The organism is Pseudomonas sp. GL-B-12, from assembly GCF_019955895.1.
In the GTDB taxonomy this organism is placed as follows: Bacteria; Pseudomonadota; Gammaproteobacteria; order Pseudomonadales; family Pseudomonadaceae; genus Aquipseudomonas.
This window is the reverse complement of record NZ_JAHBCX010000011.1, coordinates 404,450-421,924: the sequence shown is the minus strand read 5'-3', so window position 1 is coordinate 421,924 and position 17,475 is coordinate 404,450. Positions and strand designations below refer to the sequence as shown.

The 17,475-nt window shown below is 60.4% G+C and carries 14 protein-coding genes, 1 tRNA gene and 1 pseudogene; 11 read left to right on the top strand and 5 right to left on the bottom strand.

Features of this window, described 5'->3' with window-relative positions:
* Positions 1–9: 9 nt before the first annotated feature.
* Positions 10–348 carry a carboxymuconolactone decarboxylase family protein gene (locus KGA85_RS08025; protein WP_223534882.1) on the top strand — a complete coding sequence of 113 codons (339 nt, stop codon included), beginning with the start codon at positions 10–12 and terminating at the stop codon, positions 346–348.
* A 183-nt stretch (positions 349–531) separates the two neighbouring features.
* Here KGA85_RS08025 and KGA85_RS08020 read toward each other — a convergent pair.
* Positions 532–870: pseudogene (locus tag KGA85_RS08020) on the bottom strand (site-specific integrase); the annotation flags it as partial.
* Positions 871–2,339: 1,469 nt separating this feature from the next.
* On the opposite strand from KGA85_RS08020, the gene KGA85_RS08015 reads away from it, so the two are divergent.
* The 10 genes from KGA85_RS08015 to KGA85_RS07970 all read left to right on the top strand — a co-directional run bounded on the left by KGA85_RS08015 (position 2,340) and on the right by KGA85_RS07970 (position 12,930).
* Positions 2,340–3,104 (top strand): hypothetical protein, encoded by a 765-nt coding sequence (locus KGA85_RS08015; protein ID WP_223532411.1) that lies wholly within the window; start codon positions 2,340–2,342, stop codon positions 3,102–3,104.
* 27 nt (positions 3,105–3,131) lie between these two features.
* Positions 3,132–3,566, top strand: coding sequence for a hypothetical protein (locus KGA85_RS08010; RefSeq protein ID WP_223453823.1), 435 nt, complete (start codon positions 3,132–3,134; stop codon positions 3,564–3,566).
* 85 nt (positions 3,567–3,651) lie between these two features.
* Entirely contained in the window at positions 3,652–4,317 is a 666-nt protein-coding gene (locus KGA85_RS08005; RefSeq protein ID WP_223534881.1) for a response regulator transcription factor, read from the top strand.
* Positions 4,293–5,654: an ATP-binding protein gene (locus tag KGA85_RS08000; protein WP_223543042.1), complete on the top strand. Its 1,362-nt coding sequence runs from the start codon at positions 4,293–4,295 to the stop codon at positions 5,652–5,654. The genes KGA85_RS08005 and KGA85_RS08000 overlap by 25 nt, the downstream gene beginning before the upstream one ends.
* Before the next feature lie 163 nt (positions 5,655–5,817).
* Positions 5,818–6,885, top strand: a complete 1,068-nt coding sequence (locus KGA85_RS07995) for an alpha/beta fold hydrolase (RefSeq protein WP_223453829.1) — start codon at positions 5,818–5,820, stop codon at positions 6,883–6,885.
* Positions 6,886–7,075: 190 nt separating this feature from the next.
* On the top strand, positions 7,076–8,551 hold the full coding sequence (locus KGA85_RS07990) for a DUF1254 domain-containing protein (RefSeq protein WP_223453830.1): 1,476 nt from the start codon (positions 7,076–7,078) through the stop codon (positions 8,549–8,551).
* Positions 8,552–8,564: 13 nt separating this feature from the next.
* A complete protein-coding gene (locus tag KGA85_RS07985; RefSeq protein ID WP_223453832.1) occupies positions 8,565–10,055 on the top strand; it encodes a DUF1254 domain-containing protein in 1,491 nt (496 codons plus the stop codon).
* A 304-nt stretch (positions 10,056–10,359) separates the two neighbouring features.
* Positions 10,360–11,013, top strand: a complete 654-nt coding sequence (locus KGA85_RS07980; protein ID WP_046043338.1) for a hydrolase — start codon at positions 10,360–10,362, stop codon at positions 11,011–11,013.
* A gap of 178 nt (positions 11,014–11,191) precedes the next feature.
* The gene (locus tag KGA85_RS07975; RefSeq protein ID WP_223453834.1) at positions 11,192–12,514 is read left to right on the top strand and encodes an OprD family porin; all 1,323 of its coding nucleotides are present in this window, start codon (positions 11,192–11,194) and stop codon (positions 12,512–12,514) included.
* 170 nt (positions 12,515–12,684) lie between these two features.
* Complete coding sequence (locus tag KGA85_RS07970) at positions 12,685–12,930, top strand: type II toxin-antitoxin system ParD family antitoxin (protein WP_046043337.1); 246 nt, start codon at positions 12,685–12,687, stop codon at positions 12,928–12,930.
* Positions 12,931–13,046: 116 nt separating this feature from the next.
* Here KGA85_RS07970 and KGA85_RS07965 read toward each other — a convergent pair.
* From KGA85_RS07965 to fdhE, 4 genes are all read right to left on the bottom strand, one after another.
* A tRNA-Sec gene (locus tag KGA85_RS07965) sits at positions 13,047–13,142 on the bottom strand.
* 19 nt (positions 13,143–13,161) lie between these two features.
* Positions 13,162–15,069 carry a selenocysteine-specific translation elongation factor gene (gene selB, locus KGA85_RS07960; protein WP_223532483.1) on the bottom strand — a complete coding sequence of 636 codons (1,908 nt, stop codon included), beginning with the start codon at positions 15,067–15,069 and terminating at the stop codon, positions 13,162–13,164.
* Positions 15,066–16,496, bottom strand: coding sequence for an L-seryl-tRNA(Sec) selenium transferase (selA, locus tag KGA85_RS07955; protein WP_223453837.1), 1,431 nt, complete (start codon positions 16,494–16,496; stop codon positions 15,066–15,068). Before selA ends, selB begins: the two co-directional genes overlap by 4 nt.
* A gap of 51 nt (positions 16,497–16,547) precedes the next feature.
* Positions 16,548–17,474, bottom strand: coding sequence for a formate dehydrogenase accessory protein FdhE (gene fdhE, locus KGA85_RS07950; protein ID WP_223543041.1), 927 nt, complete (start codon positions 17,472–17,474; stop codon positions 16,548–16,550).
* Position 17,475 lies beyond the last annotated feature (1 nt).

Genomic DNA, 17,475 nt, shown 5'->3' with positions numbered 1-17,475 from the left:
GAGACAAAGATGGAAAGCAAGAGAGACCACAACACGTACCAACGTCTCAAACAGCAGTACCCTGATTACTTTGGCGCTGTGGAGGCCTTGGGTGCAGCTGTGCGTCACGCCGGCCCGCTGGACGAGAAAGTCGTCCAGCTGATCCAGCTCAGTGCCGCGGCGGCCATCCGCTCTGAGGGCGCAGTGCACAGTCATACCAGACGGGCACTGGAAGCGGGCGCCACGACAGAGCAGATCCATCACACGTTGCTCTCACTGACGAGCACGATCGGTTTCCCGACCGTTGTTGCGGCCATTAGCTGGGCGGACGATGTGATTGGGAGAGGAAGCAAGTCTGTCCAAGAGTAATACTAGACTGGCGGACGATAGGGTGAATCATCTAACGTGCGACATATTCGTAACATAAGCCTCTGTTCGAATGATGATGATTCCTGCAAACCTGCGTCGCTGCGCTGCGCTCCGACTGCCTGGCCGGATGAGCGTGGAACGGGTGGCCGGATATTGGTGGACTGAGTGGCCGGATGGCGTGGAATCCGCATGTAGGTCTTTCATGTCACGAAGCGGCGCGTCAAACGTGGCAGCCGTATGGCGAAGCCAGTGCAGGGACGCAGACCGAAGCTGGTCGACTTCATCTTCACTCCAACCTTCACTTTGCATACGTTGCAGTGCCTTATCAAACACCATTTGAAGAAGCGATCTTACGTATCGATCCGACAGTCCACCGCGTCCTTTAAGCGTCGCAATCAACGGCGTTTTTTCTTGTGGTGAGGGTAGGGGGGAGAGCTTCAGGGATCGGCGATAACGCACGAGATACTCATGGATATATTCGTTCCGCACACTGATTTTCGCCGCTTTGTTGCCTTTGCCAACCCACGTTTTTTATGCAATATCCGGGTCTGACAGTTATCGGATATTACATTGGAGAGGCAAACCGGAACCATCGATCGTAGGATCTCATCATCCTTGCTTTCAAACTTCACGGGGTCTCTCGCGGATGCAAAAGACCTGACCAATCTCGACGAAGCAAGATCAAGCAGGCGGTAGGCGCCCCTCCAAAACACTTTAGCGAAACAGTATTGGCTTATAGCCTAGGCTCTGGGAGGCTGAACGCGCACTAGGTGCTTCGTTGAATAAACTCCGATAGAACGCGTTGAACAGTTCCAAGTAATCCTGCGCTGCAGCAAGTCGTGATTATCCCATTTAAGTAATCAAGCGAAGGGGGTAATCAAAGCAGCCATCTAAGCTATTGATCTCTCGGTATCATTTTTTCCTGCCACCCTTATCATTTTTAAGTAACGGTCACAAGAAATGGAGTTCGATCAACCATAGCACATGATTTAACATAATATACATTACACGTAATACGACATTGCCAGATTACCCCCGACTGTCGTTGTCGAGAACACTAAAAAATAGTACTCGGAAGTAAAGATTCAGATAAAATCGGAAGTAAACGGTTGGTAAGCCGTTTCTTCGTCTATTTCAGTCAATTACTGCCAGTTTTTTCCAGAGATCTCACTCCGTTTCAACCGATTACTGACACGATTTCAGCGTCTACCTCCGTTTCAACCGATAACTGACACGATTTCAGTGTCTCCCTCCGTTTCAACCGATAACTGACACGATTTCAGTGTCTCCCTCCGTTTCAATCGATTGCTGACACGATTCCTAGCGTCGTCTGTCTCCATTTCTAAAGATTACTGACACGATCCCGATCGCCTACTTCTATTTTTATCCTCTTCTTCCAGACTGCAACTGGATAGCCGCTTTGGTACAGGCGTTGCCAATCACCTTACCCTGAGTAATCTGGAGGCCTGCAGTGCTGTAGCCGTAAGTTGGGCAACTCCAGTTCAGGCTAGTCGTAACGCTTGGGCGAGACATCTCTACCGGCGTATATGCCTCGTTGGCCAACGTTGTGGCCTTATGTACCAACCTGCACCTGCACCTGCAGCTGCACCAGAGCTGTCCGTGGGGTCACGGACTTTGGGGATCCCGAGGTTGACACCAACCAGGTGGGCGTCTGATGTTTAGCATCGGACATGAAGCTTGGGAAAAAGCGCCGTCCAGTCTGGACACGGCGGTTTATTTTTTGGCTCAGTCAGTGACATGTGTGACATGTGTGACATGTGTGACATGCTGCAAGCGCTCCCCGCCCAAGATCGAACCTCTGCTTGATACTAGCTCAACTAAATAGTGCTTTAGTCGAGTTGGCTTTTACTCTGGCTCGAAACCGTACCAGAAAACCGGTCGACTTCCCCGCTCCTCAGTCTCAGCTAAGTTTCGCTGCGTATCGTCTCCCTTGCGCAACTTCGGCGCTGCTCAGGAGAGGCAACCCGCCCATGAAACCCTTTACAGCCGGATGGCTCAATAAAGTACCCGAGGTGACGCTGTCATTCTGGGTGATCAAGATCCTGTCCACGACCGTGGGTGAAACCGGCGCGGACTTCCTCGCTGTCGATGCCGGCCTTGGCCTGGGCTGGACCAGTGTCGGCATGGCGACATTGCTGGCCATCGCCCTGTTCATACAGATGCGCAAAAGCGCCTGTTCGCCCTGGATCTACTGGCTGACCGTGGTGCTGGTGAGCATTGTCGGGACGCAGCTCACCGACATCCTGACCGACGTTCTCGATGTCAGCCTGTACACCAGCACCGCCGTGTTTTCAGTCCTGCTGGCACTCAACTTTCTCGTCTGGTACCGGATGGAACACAACCTGTCGATCCGCGAGATCGTCACCCCGCGCCGGGAATGGTTCTACTGGACGACCGTACTCTGCACCTTTGCCCTCGGTACGGCAGCCGGTGACCTGGCCACCGAAGCACTGGGCCTGGGTTTCACCCTCGGCGCCGTGATTTTCGCCGCGCTGCTCGCCGCGACCCTGGTGGCCTGGCGCCTGGGCGCCAATGTGGTACTGGCCTTCTGGGTCGCCTACATCCTGACCCGCCCGTTCGGTGCTTCTCTGGGCGACTTGCTGACCCAAGCCAAGACCTACGGTGGCCTCGGCATGGGCGCCACCTGGACCAGCGCGATATTCCTGTGCGTCATCGTCCTGCTGGTCGCTGTTGCGCAGATCAGCGTCGGCAACCGCAAACCCGTCACTCAGTAACGCTTAATAGTCCATCAAGGAATCGTCATGCGCCCTTTTCAAAACATCATTCGTCACGTCGCCATTGTCTCGTCGATCTTGCTGCTCAGCATCGCCGCCGGCTGCTCGAAACCCGCCGACAAGCCCGCTGCGGGCGGGCCCTCCGGTGCGATGAGTGCACAAACCCAATCCGGTTCAAAACTGGGTGACCTGTCCGAGTTCCGCACCATCGCCGCCGACGTTGCCACGGTCGTCGATAAAAACGACCTGCCGGGTGCTAAAGCCCGCATCAAGGACCTGGAGAGCGCCTGGGACTCGGCCGAAGCCGGCATCAAGCCTCGCGCAGCCAGCGACTGGCATGTAGTGGACAAGGCCATTGACCGCGCGCTCGACGCGTTGCGCGCCAGCAATCCGCAACAGAACGACTGCAAGGCCCGCATGGACGAGCTGATGAAGGCCTTCGATTCGATGAAAGGCGCGTAATAACCGGGCGGACAAACGCCGGTACAGGTGCTTCAATACAGGCGCGACGGTCATGACCGCCGCGCCTTTTTTTTCGGAGCGGGACATGCGCATATTGCTGGTCGAAGATGACCCGATGATCGGGGACGCCATCCAGGGCGCACTGAGTGATGCGAGCTACGCGACCGATTGGGTGAAAAACGGCCTTACCGCACTCTCGGCGCTGCAGACCCAGCCCTACGACCTGGTGCTGCTGGACCTCGGGCTGCCAGGCAAGGACGGGCTCGATGTCCTCGACAACATTCGCGCCCGCAACAACCCGGTGCTTCTGCTGATCATCACCGCACGGGACAGCCTCGACGATCGCCTGCGCGGCCTCGACGGTGGCGCCGACGACTACTTGCTCAAACCCTTCGACATGGCCGAACTGCTGGCCCGCATGCGCGCCGTGCTGCGCCGTAACGGCGGGAACGCCCAGTCATTGCTGGACAACGGCGTGGTGGCGCTGGACCTGCTGTCGAAACAGGCCAGCACGGCGGAAAACCCCGACGTGCAACTGTCCAGCCGCGAGTTCGCCCTGTTACAGGCCCTGTTGATCCGCCCGGGGGCGATCCTCTCGCGCAGCGAACTCGAAGACCGCCTCTACGGCTGGGGCAATGAAGTGGAAAGCAATGCCGTGGAGTTTCTGATTCATTCGCTGCGACGCAAGCTGGGCAGCCAGGTCATCAAGAACGTCAGGGGTATGGGATGGATGGTTTCAAAAAGCGCTTGAGCGACTCGGTGCAGGTACGGCTGTCGGTCGCGCTGTCGCTGGCCATCCTGATCGTGGCGGTGCTGGCCGGGATATTTGCGTTCGTCTCGGCCCTCGACGAGGCCCACGAAATGCAGGACGAAACCCTGCGTCATGTGGCGGTCCTGTTCGATCGGCAACAGATGACACTGCACTACCCCGCCGCCGAAAAAATCGCCGGCGACGACGAAGAATCCAGGGTCATCGTGCAATACCTGGCTGACAGCAGCCAAGCCGTCGGCAACAACAACGACGACAGCGTCCTGCCACTGCCCTTCCCCACGACGCTGGCCGATGGCTTGTCGACCTTGAGTATCGCCGGCGAAGACTTTCGCGCGCTGGTCCGGACCACCGCCCGGGGCGAGCGCATCGTCGTCGCCCAGGAGACCGGTGTTCGCGACAAAGAGGCACGCGAGAGCGCCTGGCACAGCCTGTTGCCGTTTCTCATTCTGTTTCCGGTGCTGTTGCTGGTGGTGGGCGATCTGGTGCGCAAACTGTTTCGCCCCATCGCGACCCTTTCCGACGAAATTGATCGACGGGACAAACAGGCCCTGCACCCGATCGACGAACACCATCTGCCAACCGAGATCCGCCCTTTCGTCGTGGCCATCAATCGCTTGCTGGCGCGGGTTGCGCAGTCTATGGAAACCCAGCGTCGCTTCATCGCCGACGCCGCCCACGAACTGCGTTCGCCCATGACCGCCCTGTCGCTGCAAGCCGAGCGGCTGAAAGCCACACCTATGCCGACGCAAGCCGTCGAGCGTCTGCTGCCGCTGTCCCGCGGCATAGAGCGCAGCAGAAAGCTGATCGATCAGTTGCTGGCCCTGGCCGCCGCGCAATCGAACGCCGAGCGGCCGCAGACCACGGTTTGGGTGCATGAGGTGTATCGACGGGTACTGGAGGACCTGTTGCCCCTGGCTGAACGCAAGAACATCGACATCGGCGTTGAAAGTACCGAAGACGTGCAGGTCGTCATCAACGAAATGGACCTGCTGATCCTGATCAAGAATCTGGCGGACAACGCGATCCGCTACACCCCTTGTGGCGGACGTGTCGACCTGTCGGTGGAGCTGGCGCAAGACACCGTGATCCTTCAGGTCAAGGATTCCGGCCCTGGCATCACCGCCGATGAACAAATGCGCGTGTTCGACCCGTTCTATCGCAGCGTGGGAACAGAGGAAGCGGGCTCCGGGTTGGGCTTGTCCATCGTCAACGCCATCGCCGAGCGTACGGGCGCTCGCGTGCGCCTGGGTTTCTCGGATGAGACGAACAAGAGCGGCTTATGTGTCTCGATCGAGTTGAAAAGAAGCTCAGGCTAAATGTCTATGTATCACAGTGTGTCAAAGCGAGATCTCGATACACAGACTTTCAACCGGCCTACGATTGGACACAGGCCAGATACGTTGCCGCGTTTCAATGCAAGCAAGGTTTGAAGGGGCACAGACCGGACCCCTGACCCATGGCTGGTAATGGAGACATCCCATGAAGAAGGCACTGCACTACAGCAAAACCGGCAAGACTCGCCGCCACCTGGTCGGCCCTTCGATCCTCGCGCTTACTCTGTTCGGCGTGCTCGGCGCGGCCCACGCGCAAACGGCCGCCACCACGCAGCCAGCGGCGACCCCTGCCGCTACCACGCAGGCGGCGCCCTTGCCCTTCGGCCCCCTCAAGCATGTCAACGCCGGACTGCTGAACGTGGCGTACGCCGAAACTGGCCCGACCAACGGGCCGGTGGTGATCCTGCTGCACGGCTGGCCGTACGACATTCACAGTTATGACGAGGTCGCGCCGTTGTTGGCCGCCAAGGGCTATCGGGTGCTAATGCCCTATGCGCGCGGCTATGGCGATACGCGTTTCCTGTCCGTAGAAACCGAGCGCAACGGCCAGCCGGCTGCGCTGGCCAGTGATGTCATCGACTTCATGGATGCCCTGAAGATCAAACAAGCGGTGCTCGGTGGCTATGACTGGGGTGCGCGGTCGGCCGACATTGTCTCGGCGCTGTGGCCGGAGCGGGTCAAAGCGCTGGTCTCGGTCAGCGGTTATCTGATCGGCAACCAGGCGGCCGGCAAGAACCCGCTGCCCCCCAAGGCGGAATTGCAGTGGTGGTATCAGTTCTACTTCGCCACTGACCGTGGTCGCGCTGGTTACGAGAGAAACACCCACGACTTCGCCAAGCTGATCTGGCAACTGGCTTCGCCGAAATGGGCGTTCGATGACGCCACCTTCGACCGCAGTGCCAAGGCGCTGGACAACCCGGACCATGTCGACATCACCGTGTTCAATTACCGCTGGCGCCTGGGCCTGGTCCAGGGTGAAAGCCGATACGAAGCGCTGGAACACAAACTGGCCACTGCGCCGTCCATCAGCGTACCGACCATCACCCTTGAAGGCGATGCCAACGGCGCACCGCACCCGGCGCCTGAAGACTATGCCAAGCGTTTCACCGGCAAATACGAGTTCCGGCTGATCACCGGCGGCATCGGCCATAACCTGCCGCAGGAAGATCCGCGGGCGTTTGCCAAAGCGGTGATAGACGCGGATCACCTTTAAGCCCGATCTGACATCCGCGTACGTATCCAGAAGCAATGCCTCGAAAAAAACGGCTCGTTTCAGCTAACCAGCCGTTTTTTGTGAAGTCGATGCACACCAGTCCTTACGCCGAGCCAAACGCCGGCAAAGATGAGCTATCTTGTCAGCGACTCGCCTGCATCAGGCGACTGCCAACAAGTAAGGACGCTTTATGAACTGTTCACCCCAGCGCCACGCCCTCTTCGCACTGACGCTCATCAGCACACTCACGGCAACCGCACTGAGCACGCCGGGCTACGCTGCCGAAGCAGCCAAAGTCGCACCCGTCGCGGGGCCTGTCACCGGAACCAAAGTGACCGAACCCTATGTGCGCATGATGGCGCGCGAGGCGTATTTCTGGGGTTGGCCGATGGCCAACATCTTCAATCGTCGCCAGACCTTCAAGGACCTGCCCGAGCCCGGCTTGATGGGCGGCATCGTACCCGTGGCGCCGATCAATCGGCTGTCGATGCTCAGCGACTACATCGACCCGGCCGAGCGGCTGGTGGCCTGCCCGAACCAGGACGTGGTGTACGGCGCCGGCAGCATCGCCCTGGACCTTGAGCCGGTGGTGCTGCAAGTACCGGACTTCGACGGCCGCTTCTGGGTGTATCAGGTGGTCGACCTGCGTTCCGACAGCTTCGCCGAACTGGGCAAAATGTATAACACCCAACCGGGTTTCTACCTGCTGGTCGGCCCGGACTGGAACGGCAAGGTGCCGCCCGGCATTAAACGGGTGTACCGCTCGCGCACGAACACCGGGTTCGTGATCCCCCGGGTGTTCCAGGACGACACCGCCGCCGACCGCCAGGCCGTGCAGCCGGCATTGTCGGGCATCGACATGTACCCGCTGTCGCAATACGACGGCAAGATGAAGAAGCGCAACTGGGCCAGGCTGCCGAAATTCCCGGCACAGGCTTCTGAAGGCAACGCCGAAACCAAATGGGTGGTACCGGAGAAGTTCTTCGACGAACTGCCGGCCCTGCTCAAGGACGCCAAGCCATTGCCGGGCGAAGAGGCCCGCTACGCGCAAATGGCCGCCCTCGCGGCCATCGCCAAGGCCGACCCGCAACTGCGCGCCGCGATGATCGACGAGGCGAAAAAGGCCGACAGCGAAGTGATCGACCCGCTGTTGCAGTTCCGCAACTATGGCCTGCAATTGCCGGATCACTGGAGCACGGTGAGCAACGGCGCAGCGTTCGGCACCGACTATTTCACCCGCACCGCCGTAGCGCGGTCGAACATATTCGTCAATCAGCAGAAAGAGACCAAGTACTTCTACCAGGACCTGGATGAGAACGGCCTGCGCCTCAACGGCCAGTACGGCTACAGCGTCACGTTCGCCAAAGGCAAGCTGCCGCCGGTCAAGGGGTTCTGGTCGCTGACGCTGTACAACGAACAGCACTTCTTCTCGCCGAACGAGCTCAAGCGTTACTCCATCGGCACCAAGAACAAGTCCCTGCAAAGCAACCCTGACGGCTCGCTGACTATTTACGTGCAAAGCGAATCACCGGGCAAGGACAAGGAAAGCAACTGGCTGCCCTCGCCTAAAGGCGCCGAATTCTCGCTGTACATCCGCGCCTACTGGCCGCAAGCCGATGCCCTCGACGGCGACTGGACTCCACCGGCGGTGGTGAAAACCAATTGAAAGGACTTCGACGATGAACGCGGCAAGCAAAACGCTGACCGCACTGGCGTTGGCCGTTTCGGTCAGCCTTGGCGCCCAGGCGGCCACGCACTATGAACAACTGGCGGATCTGCCCTTCGCCGGCGGTTATCCAACCCTCGAAGGCGTGGCTCAGCTCAAGAACGAGCTGTTGTTCCAGCGCGCCGTGCAGTCCTACATCTGGGCACTGCCGGCACTGAACATGTACGCCATGAAGGAAGGCTCGGAAAAAACCTTCGGCGCCGGCTACAACGTGCTGCCGATCTGGAAAGACCGGCTCAATGCCAAGACCCTGGTGACCACGCCGAACTCCGACGTGATCTATGCCATGGGCTACCTCGACCTGAAACAGGATGGCCCGATGGTGATCGAAGTGCCGCCGGGAATGCAGGGCATTCTCGACGACTTCTTCCAGCGCCCGATCTGCTCCGAAGGCCAGATCGAGGGTCGCCAATGGTGCGGCGATGTCGGCCTGCCCGGCCCGGACAAAGGCAAGGGCGCCAAGTACCTGGTGCTGCCACCGGATTACAAGGGTGACGTGCCGCCGGGCTACCTGACCTACCGTTCGCGCACCTACAACGTGTTTGTGTTCTGGCGCGGTTTCTTCAAGGACCCGAAACAGCTCGACGCACCAGTCAAGCTCATGGAGCAGACGCGCATCTATCCGCTGGGCAAAGAAGCCACGGCGAAGAAGATCGAGTTCCCCAACGCCTCGAAAACCCCGGTCAACATGCTCTACCCCACCGATGGCAGCGCGTTCGACATGCTTTCGCGGTTTATCGACCATGAGTATGTCGACCCGCAAGACATGGAAATGCGCGGCATGCTCGCCGCCCTGGGCATCATCAAGGGCAAGCCGTTCCAGCCGGACGCGGCGACTCGCGACCTGCTCGACAAGGCCGCGAAGACTGCAAGCAAAATGGGCCACGCCACTTCCTACACCCCGCAAACCATCGTCGTCAATGGCACCTGGTATCCGGACCGCAAGTGGCTGAACGTCTTCCCGGGCAACGCCACGTTCACCGCCGACACCTTCAACTACATCGACCCGCGCACCGGTTTCTTCACCAATGCCTACTCGGCCAGCCCCGGCATGGCGGTGAACATGGAGAACGTCGGCGCCAAGTACCCCGCCACCTTCGTCGACGCCAAGGGCGAGTTCCTCTCAGGCAGCAATGCCTACACGCTGAACCTGCCCAAGGGTATTCCGGCGGCGTTGTTCTGGTCGGTGACCGTGTACGACTCGATCACCGCCTCGGGTGTGGACAACGGCCAGCCGTTCCCGTCGTTGAACGCCATGGACAAACCGCGGGTGAATGCCGACGGTTCGATTGACGTGCACTTCGGGCCGGACTCGCCGGGTGAAGGCAAGAACTGGATTCGCACCCTGCCGGGCAAAGGCTTCTTCGTGATCCTGCGCCTGTACGGCCCGACCAAGGCGTTTTTCGACAAGGCCTGGAAACCCAGCGATTTGCACAAGCAGTAACCCGTAATGCCGTGAACAAATGAGCGCCCAAGTGGCGCTCATTTCGTATTGGCGGCATGGAAAACACAAATCCCTATGGGAGCGAGCCTGCTCGTGATGGCTTCGGTACAGTCGATATCAAAGAGCCTGACACACTTCAGGTCGACGACAGACAGGCGCCCTTTTCCGGTACCAGACGAATATCGACACGACGGTTGGCTTCCCGCCCCGCCTCGGTGTCATCAAAGACGGCACACCGATTCAATATTCCCGACCCGATCTACGTAACCATCACGTCCTCAATCACACCCGTAAGGACAGTGTCATGGCCATTGCAAAGGCAGTACCCGGCAAAACCCTGCTGACCCCGACCGACCACACCCTGATCATGATCGACCACCAGTCGCAGATGTCCTTCGCGACCAAGTCGATCGACGCCGTCACCCTGCGCAACAACGCCGCACTGGTGGCCAAGGCAGCGCGGGGCTTCAAGGTCTCGACCATTCTCACCACCGTCGCCGAGAAGAGCTTTTCCGGGCCGATCTTCGACGAAATCAAGGCGGTGTTCCCGGAACACAACGTGATCGACCGCACCAGCATGAACACCTGGGAAGACGAGCGCATTGCCGTGGAAGTCAACGCCATCGGCAAGCAGAAGATTGTCCTCGCCGGTCTGTGGACCTCTGTTTGCATCGTCGGCCCGGCATTGTCGGCCATTGACCAGGGGTTCGAGGTGTATGTGATTGCCGACGCCTGCGGCGACGTCAGCACCGAAGCCCATGAAATGGCCATGCAGCGCATGATCCAGATCGGTGCCCGGCCGATGACCTCGCTGCAATACCTGCTGGAACTGCAACGCGACTGGGCCCGCAGCGAGACCTACGACGAAACGGTCAAAACCTCGATTGCCAACGGTGGTGCCTACGGTCTGGGCCTGATCTACGCCAAAACCATGTTTGGTGCCTCTGAAGGCCACTAAGGCTCTCGGAAAAACTAGCGACTGCGGGCGACCCCTGTAGGAGCGAGCTTGCTCGCGATGATCCTTAACGATAACGCGTGTTTGCTGGCTAAACGCGGCGCTATTGAGACCATCGCGAGCAAGCTCGCTCCTACAGTGTGTCATCACCCGCCATCCCTGTGCCTGTGGTGAACGATTGATGAAGTGTGACTCGCAAGAACTCAGGGTCGGATTCCCGTTCTGGTTATCGGTGCTGCTCGCCAGCACGGCCGGAACCGCGGTGGCGGATGAATCGGCGCAGGGCTTTCTGGACGGCGCGTCGCTTGGCGTGCTCAGCCGAAACTTCTATCTGAACAGCGACTATCGATCGCCCTCGCCGACCGGCAAGAGCTACAAGGCCGAATGGGCTCAAGGTTTTATCAGTGCTTTTGAATCCGGCTTTACACCGGGCACGGTCGGCTTCGGCCTTGATGCCCATGCCTTTGTGGGATTGAAACTCGATGGCGGCAAGGGCCACTCCGGGACCGGATTACTGCCGGTGGGCAGTGACGGCCGCAGCGAACGCGACTACTCCAGCGGTGGCGGCGCGATCAAGCTCAAGGCTTCAAAAACCACCCTGGCGTTTGGCGAAATGGAGGTCGAATCCCCGGTGTTCGACACCGCGGACAAACGCCTGCAACCGGAGTATGCCACCGGTTTTCTGCTCAACAGTCGCGAAATCGACGGGATGAACCTGCAAGCCGGCCACTTCACGGCATTCAAGAATCAGGACAGTGCTTCAGGCAAAGGCAACTTTTTCGGCTATGGCGCCAACACCGAAGCCGGTGGCATTTCGTTTGTCGGCGCCGATCTGTTTACCCAAAGCCCGGTTGGTGGCGCCCTGTACGCTTCGGAACTCACCGATACCTGGCATCAGTACTACAGCAACCTGCACTTCAAGCAGTCCGAGGTGTTCCTCGACGCCAACCTCTATCACACCCGGGACACCGGCCAGACACTGGCCGGCGCCATCGACAACACGGCGTACAGCCTGTCCGGTAGATACACGCTCGGCGCTCACAGCTTTACCCTGGCGTACCAGAAAGTCGACGGTGATACGCCGTTCGATTTCGTCGGTGGCGATTCAATCTACCTGGCCAACTCGATCAAGTACGCCGACTTCAACGGCGCCCACGAACGCTCCTGGCAGGTTCGTTACGACCTGGACCTGACTGCACTCGGGATACCCGGCCTGAAGTTCATGACCCGCTACGTCACCGGCGACCAGATCGACGGCACCCATGCGCCACAAGGCGGGGCCTACAACCCGTTCGACCCGGCAACCGGCACCTTCGCGCCGCAACAAGGTGATGGGGGCAAACACTGGGAGCGAGACATTGATTTGAAGTACATCGTCCAAACGGGTGCGGCGAAGGACCTGTCGGTGCAGGTGTCGCACGTTTCACACCGGGCCAATGAGGCGCAGGCGGGTGATGACATAGACCGGATATATGTAGTGATTCAGTACCCGCTGGGGTTCTGAGGAAAGCATTCGGCAATGTTTGGAATGCATTCAATTGTTGGAGCGGGCTTGCCGCAAAGCTGCAATTTCTGTTCGGATTGGATGGATCGCAATAGAGGCCCGACCGCTCGATACCGCACCAATAGTATGATAGTTTGCACGCAGTCGACCATCTCCGTGGAGGCCCAATCATGGGAACCGTACGAAAAACCATCACTGTGACTGACCAGCAAGACAACTGGATCAAAGCGCAGATAGAAGCGGGCCATTACACCAACGACAGCGAATATATTCGCGATCTGATCCGTCGCGAACAGGAGCGCAGCGCTGAACTCGAAACGATCCGTGCCGCCCTTCGGGAAGGTGAATCCAGCGGAAAACCTCGCCCATTCGATCCAGCTGCATTCAAACAGAGAATGTTAACCGCGCATGGCTGAATATCGTCTAACGCCTGCCGCAGAGGGTGACCTTGAGGCAATGTGTTGCTTCGAGCAACTGCCATCGCGCGCAGGCTCGCAGGGGATTGGGTTGAGTCGGAAGGTTTGGGGTTGATTGGCGGAAGGCAGCCGGAGTCGAACCTGCCCGGGAACGGATGCCGTCCCCAACCGGGTTTGAAGCCCGGCCGCGCCACCGGGCGCGATTGCCTTCCTTGAATTCTTGCCCGTGAATCAGAGCTCATTGCGCTGGGCCAACGCACTGTCCAGGCGTATCTGCCGACGATCTCCAAAACGCCGGGTCAGACCGATACGGTCAAAGTACTCCAGTATCTGAATGCTGCGCTTGCGCCCCAGGCCCACCGCATCACGAAACGCCGCCACCTGAATCACCGGATTGGCGTCTGCCAGTTGCAACAGCATAGCCGCCAATCGGTGGATCATGCTGTCGGTGTAAAACAGATCGCGCACCACTTGATGGAGCAGCCCCAGCCGGGCCATTTTGAGCAGCAATGCGCGGACGGTTGCCTCATCATGCCCCAGGTCGCGCACCCAGGGCGGATCGAATCCGGCTTGTTCGAACAACGGCTGCAAGCGTTGCCACAAGGCTTCGTCCTCTTCACTCAAGCGCACCTGATGTTCGGGCAGGTGCAACCACGGTCCGCTGCTGACGATAGCGCCACTGGCCAGCAGTTCATCGAGCAGGCTGATAAACGTCGGGCGCTCCAGAGTGCTGCCGGCAAATCGGCGCAGGCGATCCCGATCCGGCCCCATCTGATCCGGTTCTTGCTGATGAAAGCGTGCGAGGTGCTCCAGCACTGCTGCCTTCAGGGCTTCCCAACGACTGGCACTAAACAGCAATGGGCCTTGACGGGTATCGATCAGGCGCACGTCTGCGGGCAACACCCAACTGCTGCGCGGTCGGTTGAACTGCCGCTCCAGGCGCTGCGGATCGAGCCCGCTGTCGCTATGGGCCAGCAATGCCGGTAGCACATCTTCCAGCGTTGCGCTGTTTGCCAGCGCTTCCAGCTGCGCCAACCGTTCGGGGCTGCGGCGTTGCCGGGTGGGTGCAAACGGATCGAGCACCCGACCGCCACCCAGCGTACGTTGGGCACTCTGGTCACGCAGGATCAGCGGATCGCCCTTCACCGCATGTACCGGTGTATTGAGCAACAGTTGCGCAAACATCCGTCCACCGGGCGCCAGGCTGGTGCCTTCCAGCAAGGCGACGCGCCCGGTAACGTCCTGGGTGCCGAGGTGCACGTGCACCGGTTGAAAGTGCTCGAAGGCCCGGGGTTCGTCGGCCAGCAGTTGCATGTCGATGTCCAGGCGCTGGGTGGGCGCATATAGGCCTTCGGCGAGTAACCAGTGGCCGCGATGGATGTGTTCCAGGGCCAGCCGTTCGGCACTCAGGTTCAACGCTACGCGCTGGCCGGCAATGGCGTGGTCGGCGGCCTGGTTTTGCGCGTGTAGGCCACGAATGCGCACCGGTTTGCCTTGTGGTCCCAACAGCAGGGTATCACCCACTGCGACCTGGCCGGACAGCGCCGTGCCGGTCACCACGATGCCGGCCCCGGCCACGCTGAAGGCCCGGTCGATCGCCAGGCGAAAACCACCTTCGGTGCTGCGTTGCTGAACTTCACGCTGGGCTTGCAGCAATTGTTGGCGCAAGGTTTCGATGCCCTCACCGCTCACGCTCGACAGCGCAATCAGCGGTGCATCGGCATAGGGTCCGGGCGCCAGCAAGGTACGGATCTGCTCGCGCACGTCCTGTACTCGGGCGCTGTCGACCCGGTCGCACTTGCTGATCGCCACCAATGCCCGGGGGATACCCAGCAACTGGACAATCGCCAGGTGCTCGCGGGTCTGCGGCATCACCCCGTCATCGGCGGCCACCACCAGCAACACCAGATCGATGCCCTGTGCCCCGGCGAGCATGTTGTGGGTGAAGCGCTCATGCCCGGGAACATCGATGAAACCGGTCAGGCCCGCTCCCAGCTCCAGCGCGGCATACAGGTAGCCGAGGTCGATGGTCATGCCGCGCTCACGCTCTTCGCGGCGTCGGTCACCCGCCTGACCGGTCAACGCCTGGAGCAGCGCCGTTTTGCCATGGTCGATGTGCCCTGCGGTGCCGACAATCACCCTGCCCGGCCCTCCACCTGTAATTGATCGAGTTGCGCCAGCCATGCCGGCTCGTCGTCCAGTTGCCGCAGATCCAGCCACAGGGCGTCATCGTCGATGCGCCCAAGGACTGCAATCGGCAAGGCGCGAAAGGCCTCTTCCAGCGTCAACAGGGATCGCCCGCGCAAGCGCTTGGACGTCAGCGGGCGCAAACACAGCGCGGCGCTGGCCAGCCTCGCCACCGGTTGGCTGCCGCTACCGATCATGCCCAGTGCCGGCATTGCACTGACGCTCCAGCCATCACCCAATACTTGGGCCAGCGCTGGCCGCAATCGCTCGGCCTGGGCGAGGATATCGGCCTGTGGCCGGGTCAACAGGCGCAGGCTGGGCAAGCGCTCGGCCAGTCGGTCCGGATTGCGGTACAAAGCCAACACCGCTTCCAGGGCAGCCAGGGTCATTTTGTCGACCCGCAGTGCACGCTTGAGCGGGTTTTTCTTGATCCTGGCGATCAATTCCTTGCAGCCGACAATCAACCCGGCCTGTGGTCCGCCGAGCAGTTTGTCGCCACTGAAGGTGACGATGTCCGCGCCATCCAGCAGCGCCTGACGCACAGTCGGTTCCGCCGGCAAACCCCAGCGGGTCAAATCCAGCAGGCTGCCGCTGCCGAGGTCTTCGAGCAGCGGCAAACCGTGCTGGTGGGCCAGTTGCGCCAGTTCGGCGGTCGGCACGCTCGTGGTGAAGCCTTGAATGCTGTAGTTGCTCGCATGCACGCGCATGATCAAACCACTGCGCGGGCCGATGGCTGTCTCGTAGTCGCGGGCATGGGTGCGGTTGGTGGTGCCGACCTCAACCAGCTTCACCCCCGCGCGGGCCATGATGTCGGGGATGCGGAAGGCGCCGCCGATTTCAATCAGTTCGCCCCGGGAAATAATCCCTTCCTTGCGTGCGCCCAGGCTGTTGAGGGTCAAGAGCACCGCGGCGGCATTGTTGTTGACCACGGTCACCGCTTCGGCGCCGGTCAGTTCGCGAATCAAGCCTTCGATCAGGTCGTCGCGATCTCCGCGCTTGCCGCTGCGCAGGTCGAATTCGAGGTTGAGCGGATAGCGCGCGGCCATTTGCACCGCCTCGATCGCTTCCTCGGGCAACAGCGCCCGGCCGAGGTTGGTGTGCAAGACCGTACCGGTGAGGTTGAACACCCGACGCACCTGGCTGCGATGCTGAATAGCCAATCGCTCGCCGACCCTGCCCGCCAGTACCTCAGGGCTGACTTCAACAGCTTCGAGCAAACCCTGTCGCCCCCCTTCGCGCAGTTCATCCAGCAATCGCCGCAAGGCGCCCAGCAAGGCGTCGCGTCCATAGCGCTCGGCCAACGGCCGGCATGCCGGGTGACGCAACAAACTGTCGATGGAAGGTAGACGCAGGGGTTGGCTGGCACTGCGTGCAGACATCTGGCGCTCCTGAAAACGAATGACCCTCGCGCCAGAGTGTAGACGCTGCGGTTACTCGTCTCCCGGCGCCAGCAACAGATTGGGTGCCAGACGCTGATAACCGTCCTGGGTCAGGCGCATGTCGAGCATCAGGCTGGACAGGTCGGCCGACAACGCTTCGGCGTCCGCATCGTTCTCCAGATAGAGCAACTTCAGATAGCTGTTACAACCGGGGCAGATTTCGGCGCGCAACGGCGCCTGGTTGGCGGCATGCCGATCATCTTCAAGGCTGAGGTATTCCAGGCCCTTGCTCTGCTCGCAATACACGCACTTGACCCGCACCACATGCCACTCGCAGGCGCACAGCGAACAGACCAGGTAACGCAAGCCGTTGTGCTTGCCGCGATGGCGGATGACCCCGGCCATGGCCGGCGAGCCACAGGCCGGGCACTGGCTGAGGCTGTCGCCGGCGGTCAGTGCCAGGTTCGGCGTACTCAACAGCCAGTGGCTCCAGGCTGTTTGCAGCGCCGCGCCGAGGAACGGCACCAGCGCGGCCGGCACCAGCGAATACTGGCCGCTGACCAGTGCCACTGCCCAGGCACGACGTTGCCCGGCACCGGCCAGGCGCAAGGTTTCCACGGCATCGGCCACGGCAGATTGCGGCGGTGCGCTATAGCGCTGCAACAAGGCATCGAGGTAAAGCTGCCAATCGTCTTCGCGCGCCAGGCTGTCGGCCGCGAACGGCGGCAAGCCGTGTTGCTGGCACAATTCGATGCGTTGTCGGTCGATGGGTTCACTTTGCGGCGGGTCGTCCAGCACCTGTTGCTGCACCCGGCACAACCCGGCGATCAGGCGTAGGTAGTCGGCCAGCGGGTGCCCTTCGGCCAGGGTTTCCAGGCGCTGGGCGCGCAGGCTGAACAGGTTATGCGGTGGCATATACAGAAACGGCGGCGAACTGGCCGCCGCTTCGATTTCTCCAGGTTCCAGGATGGTTGGCAAA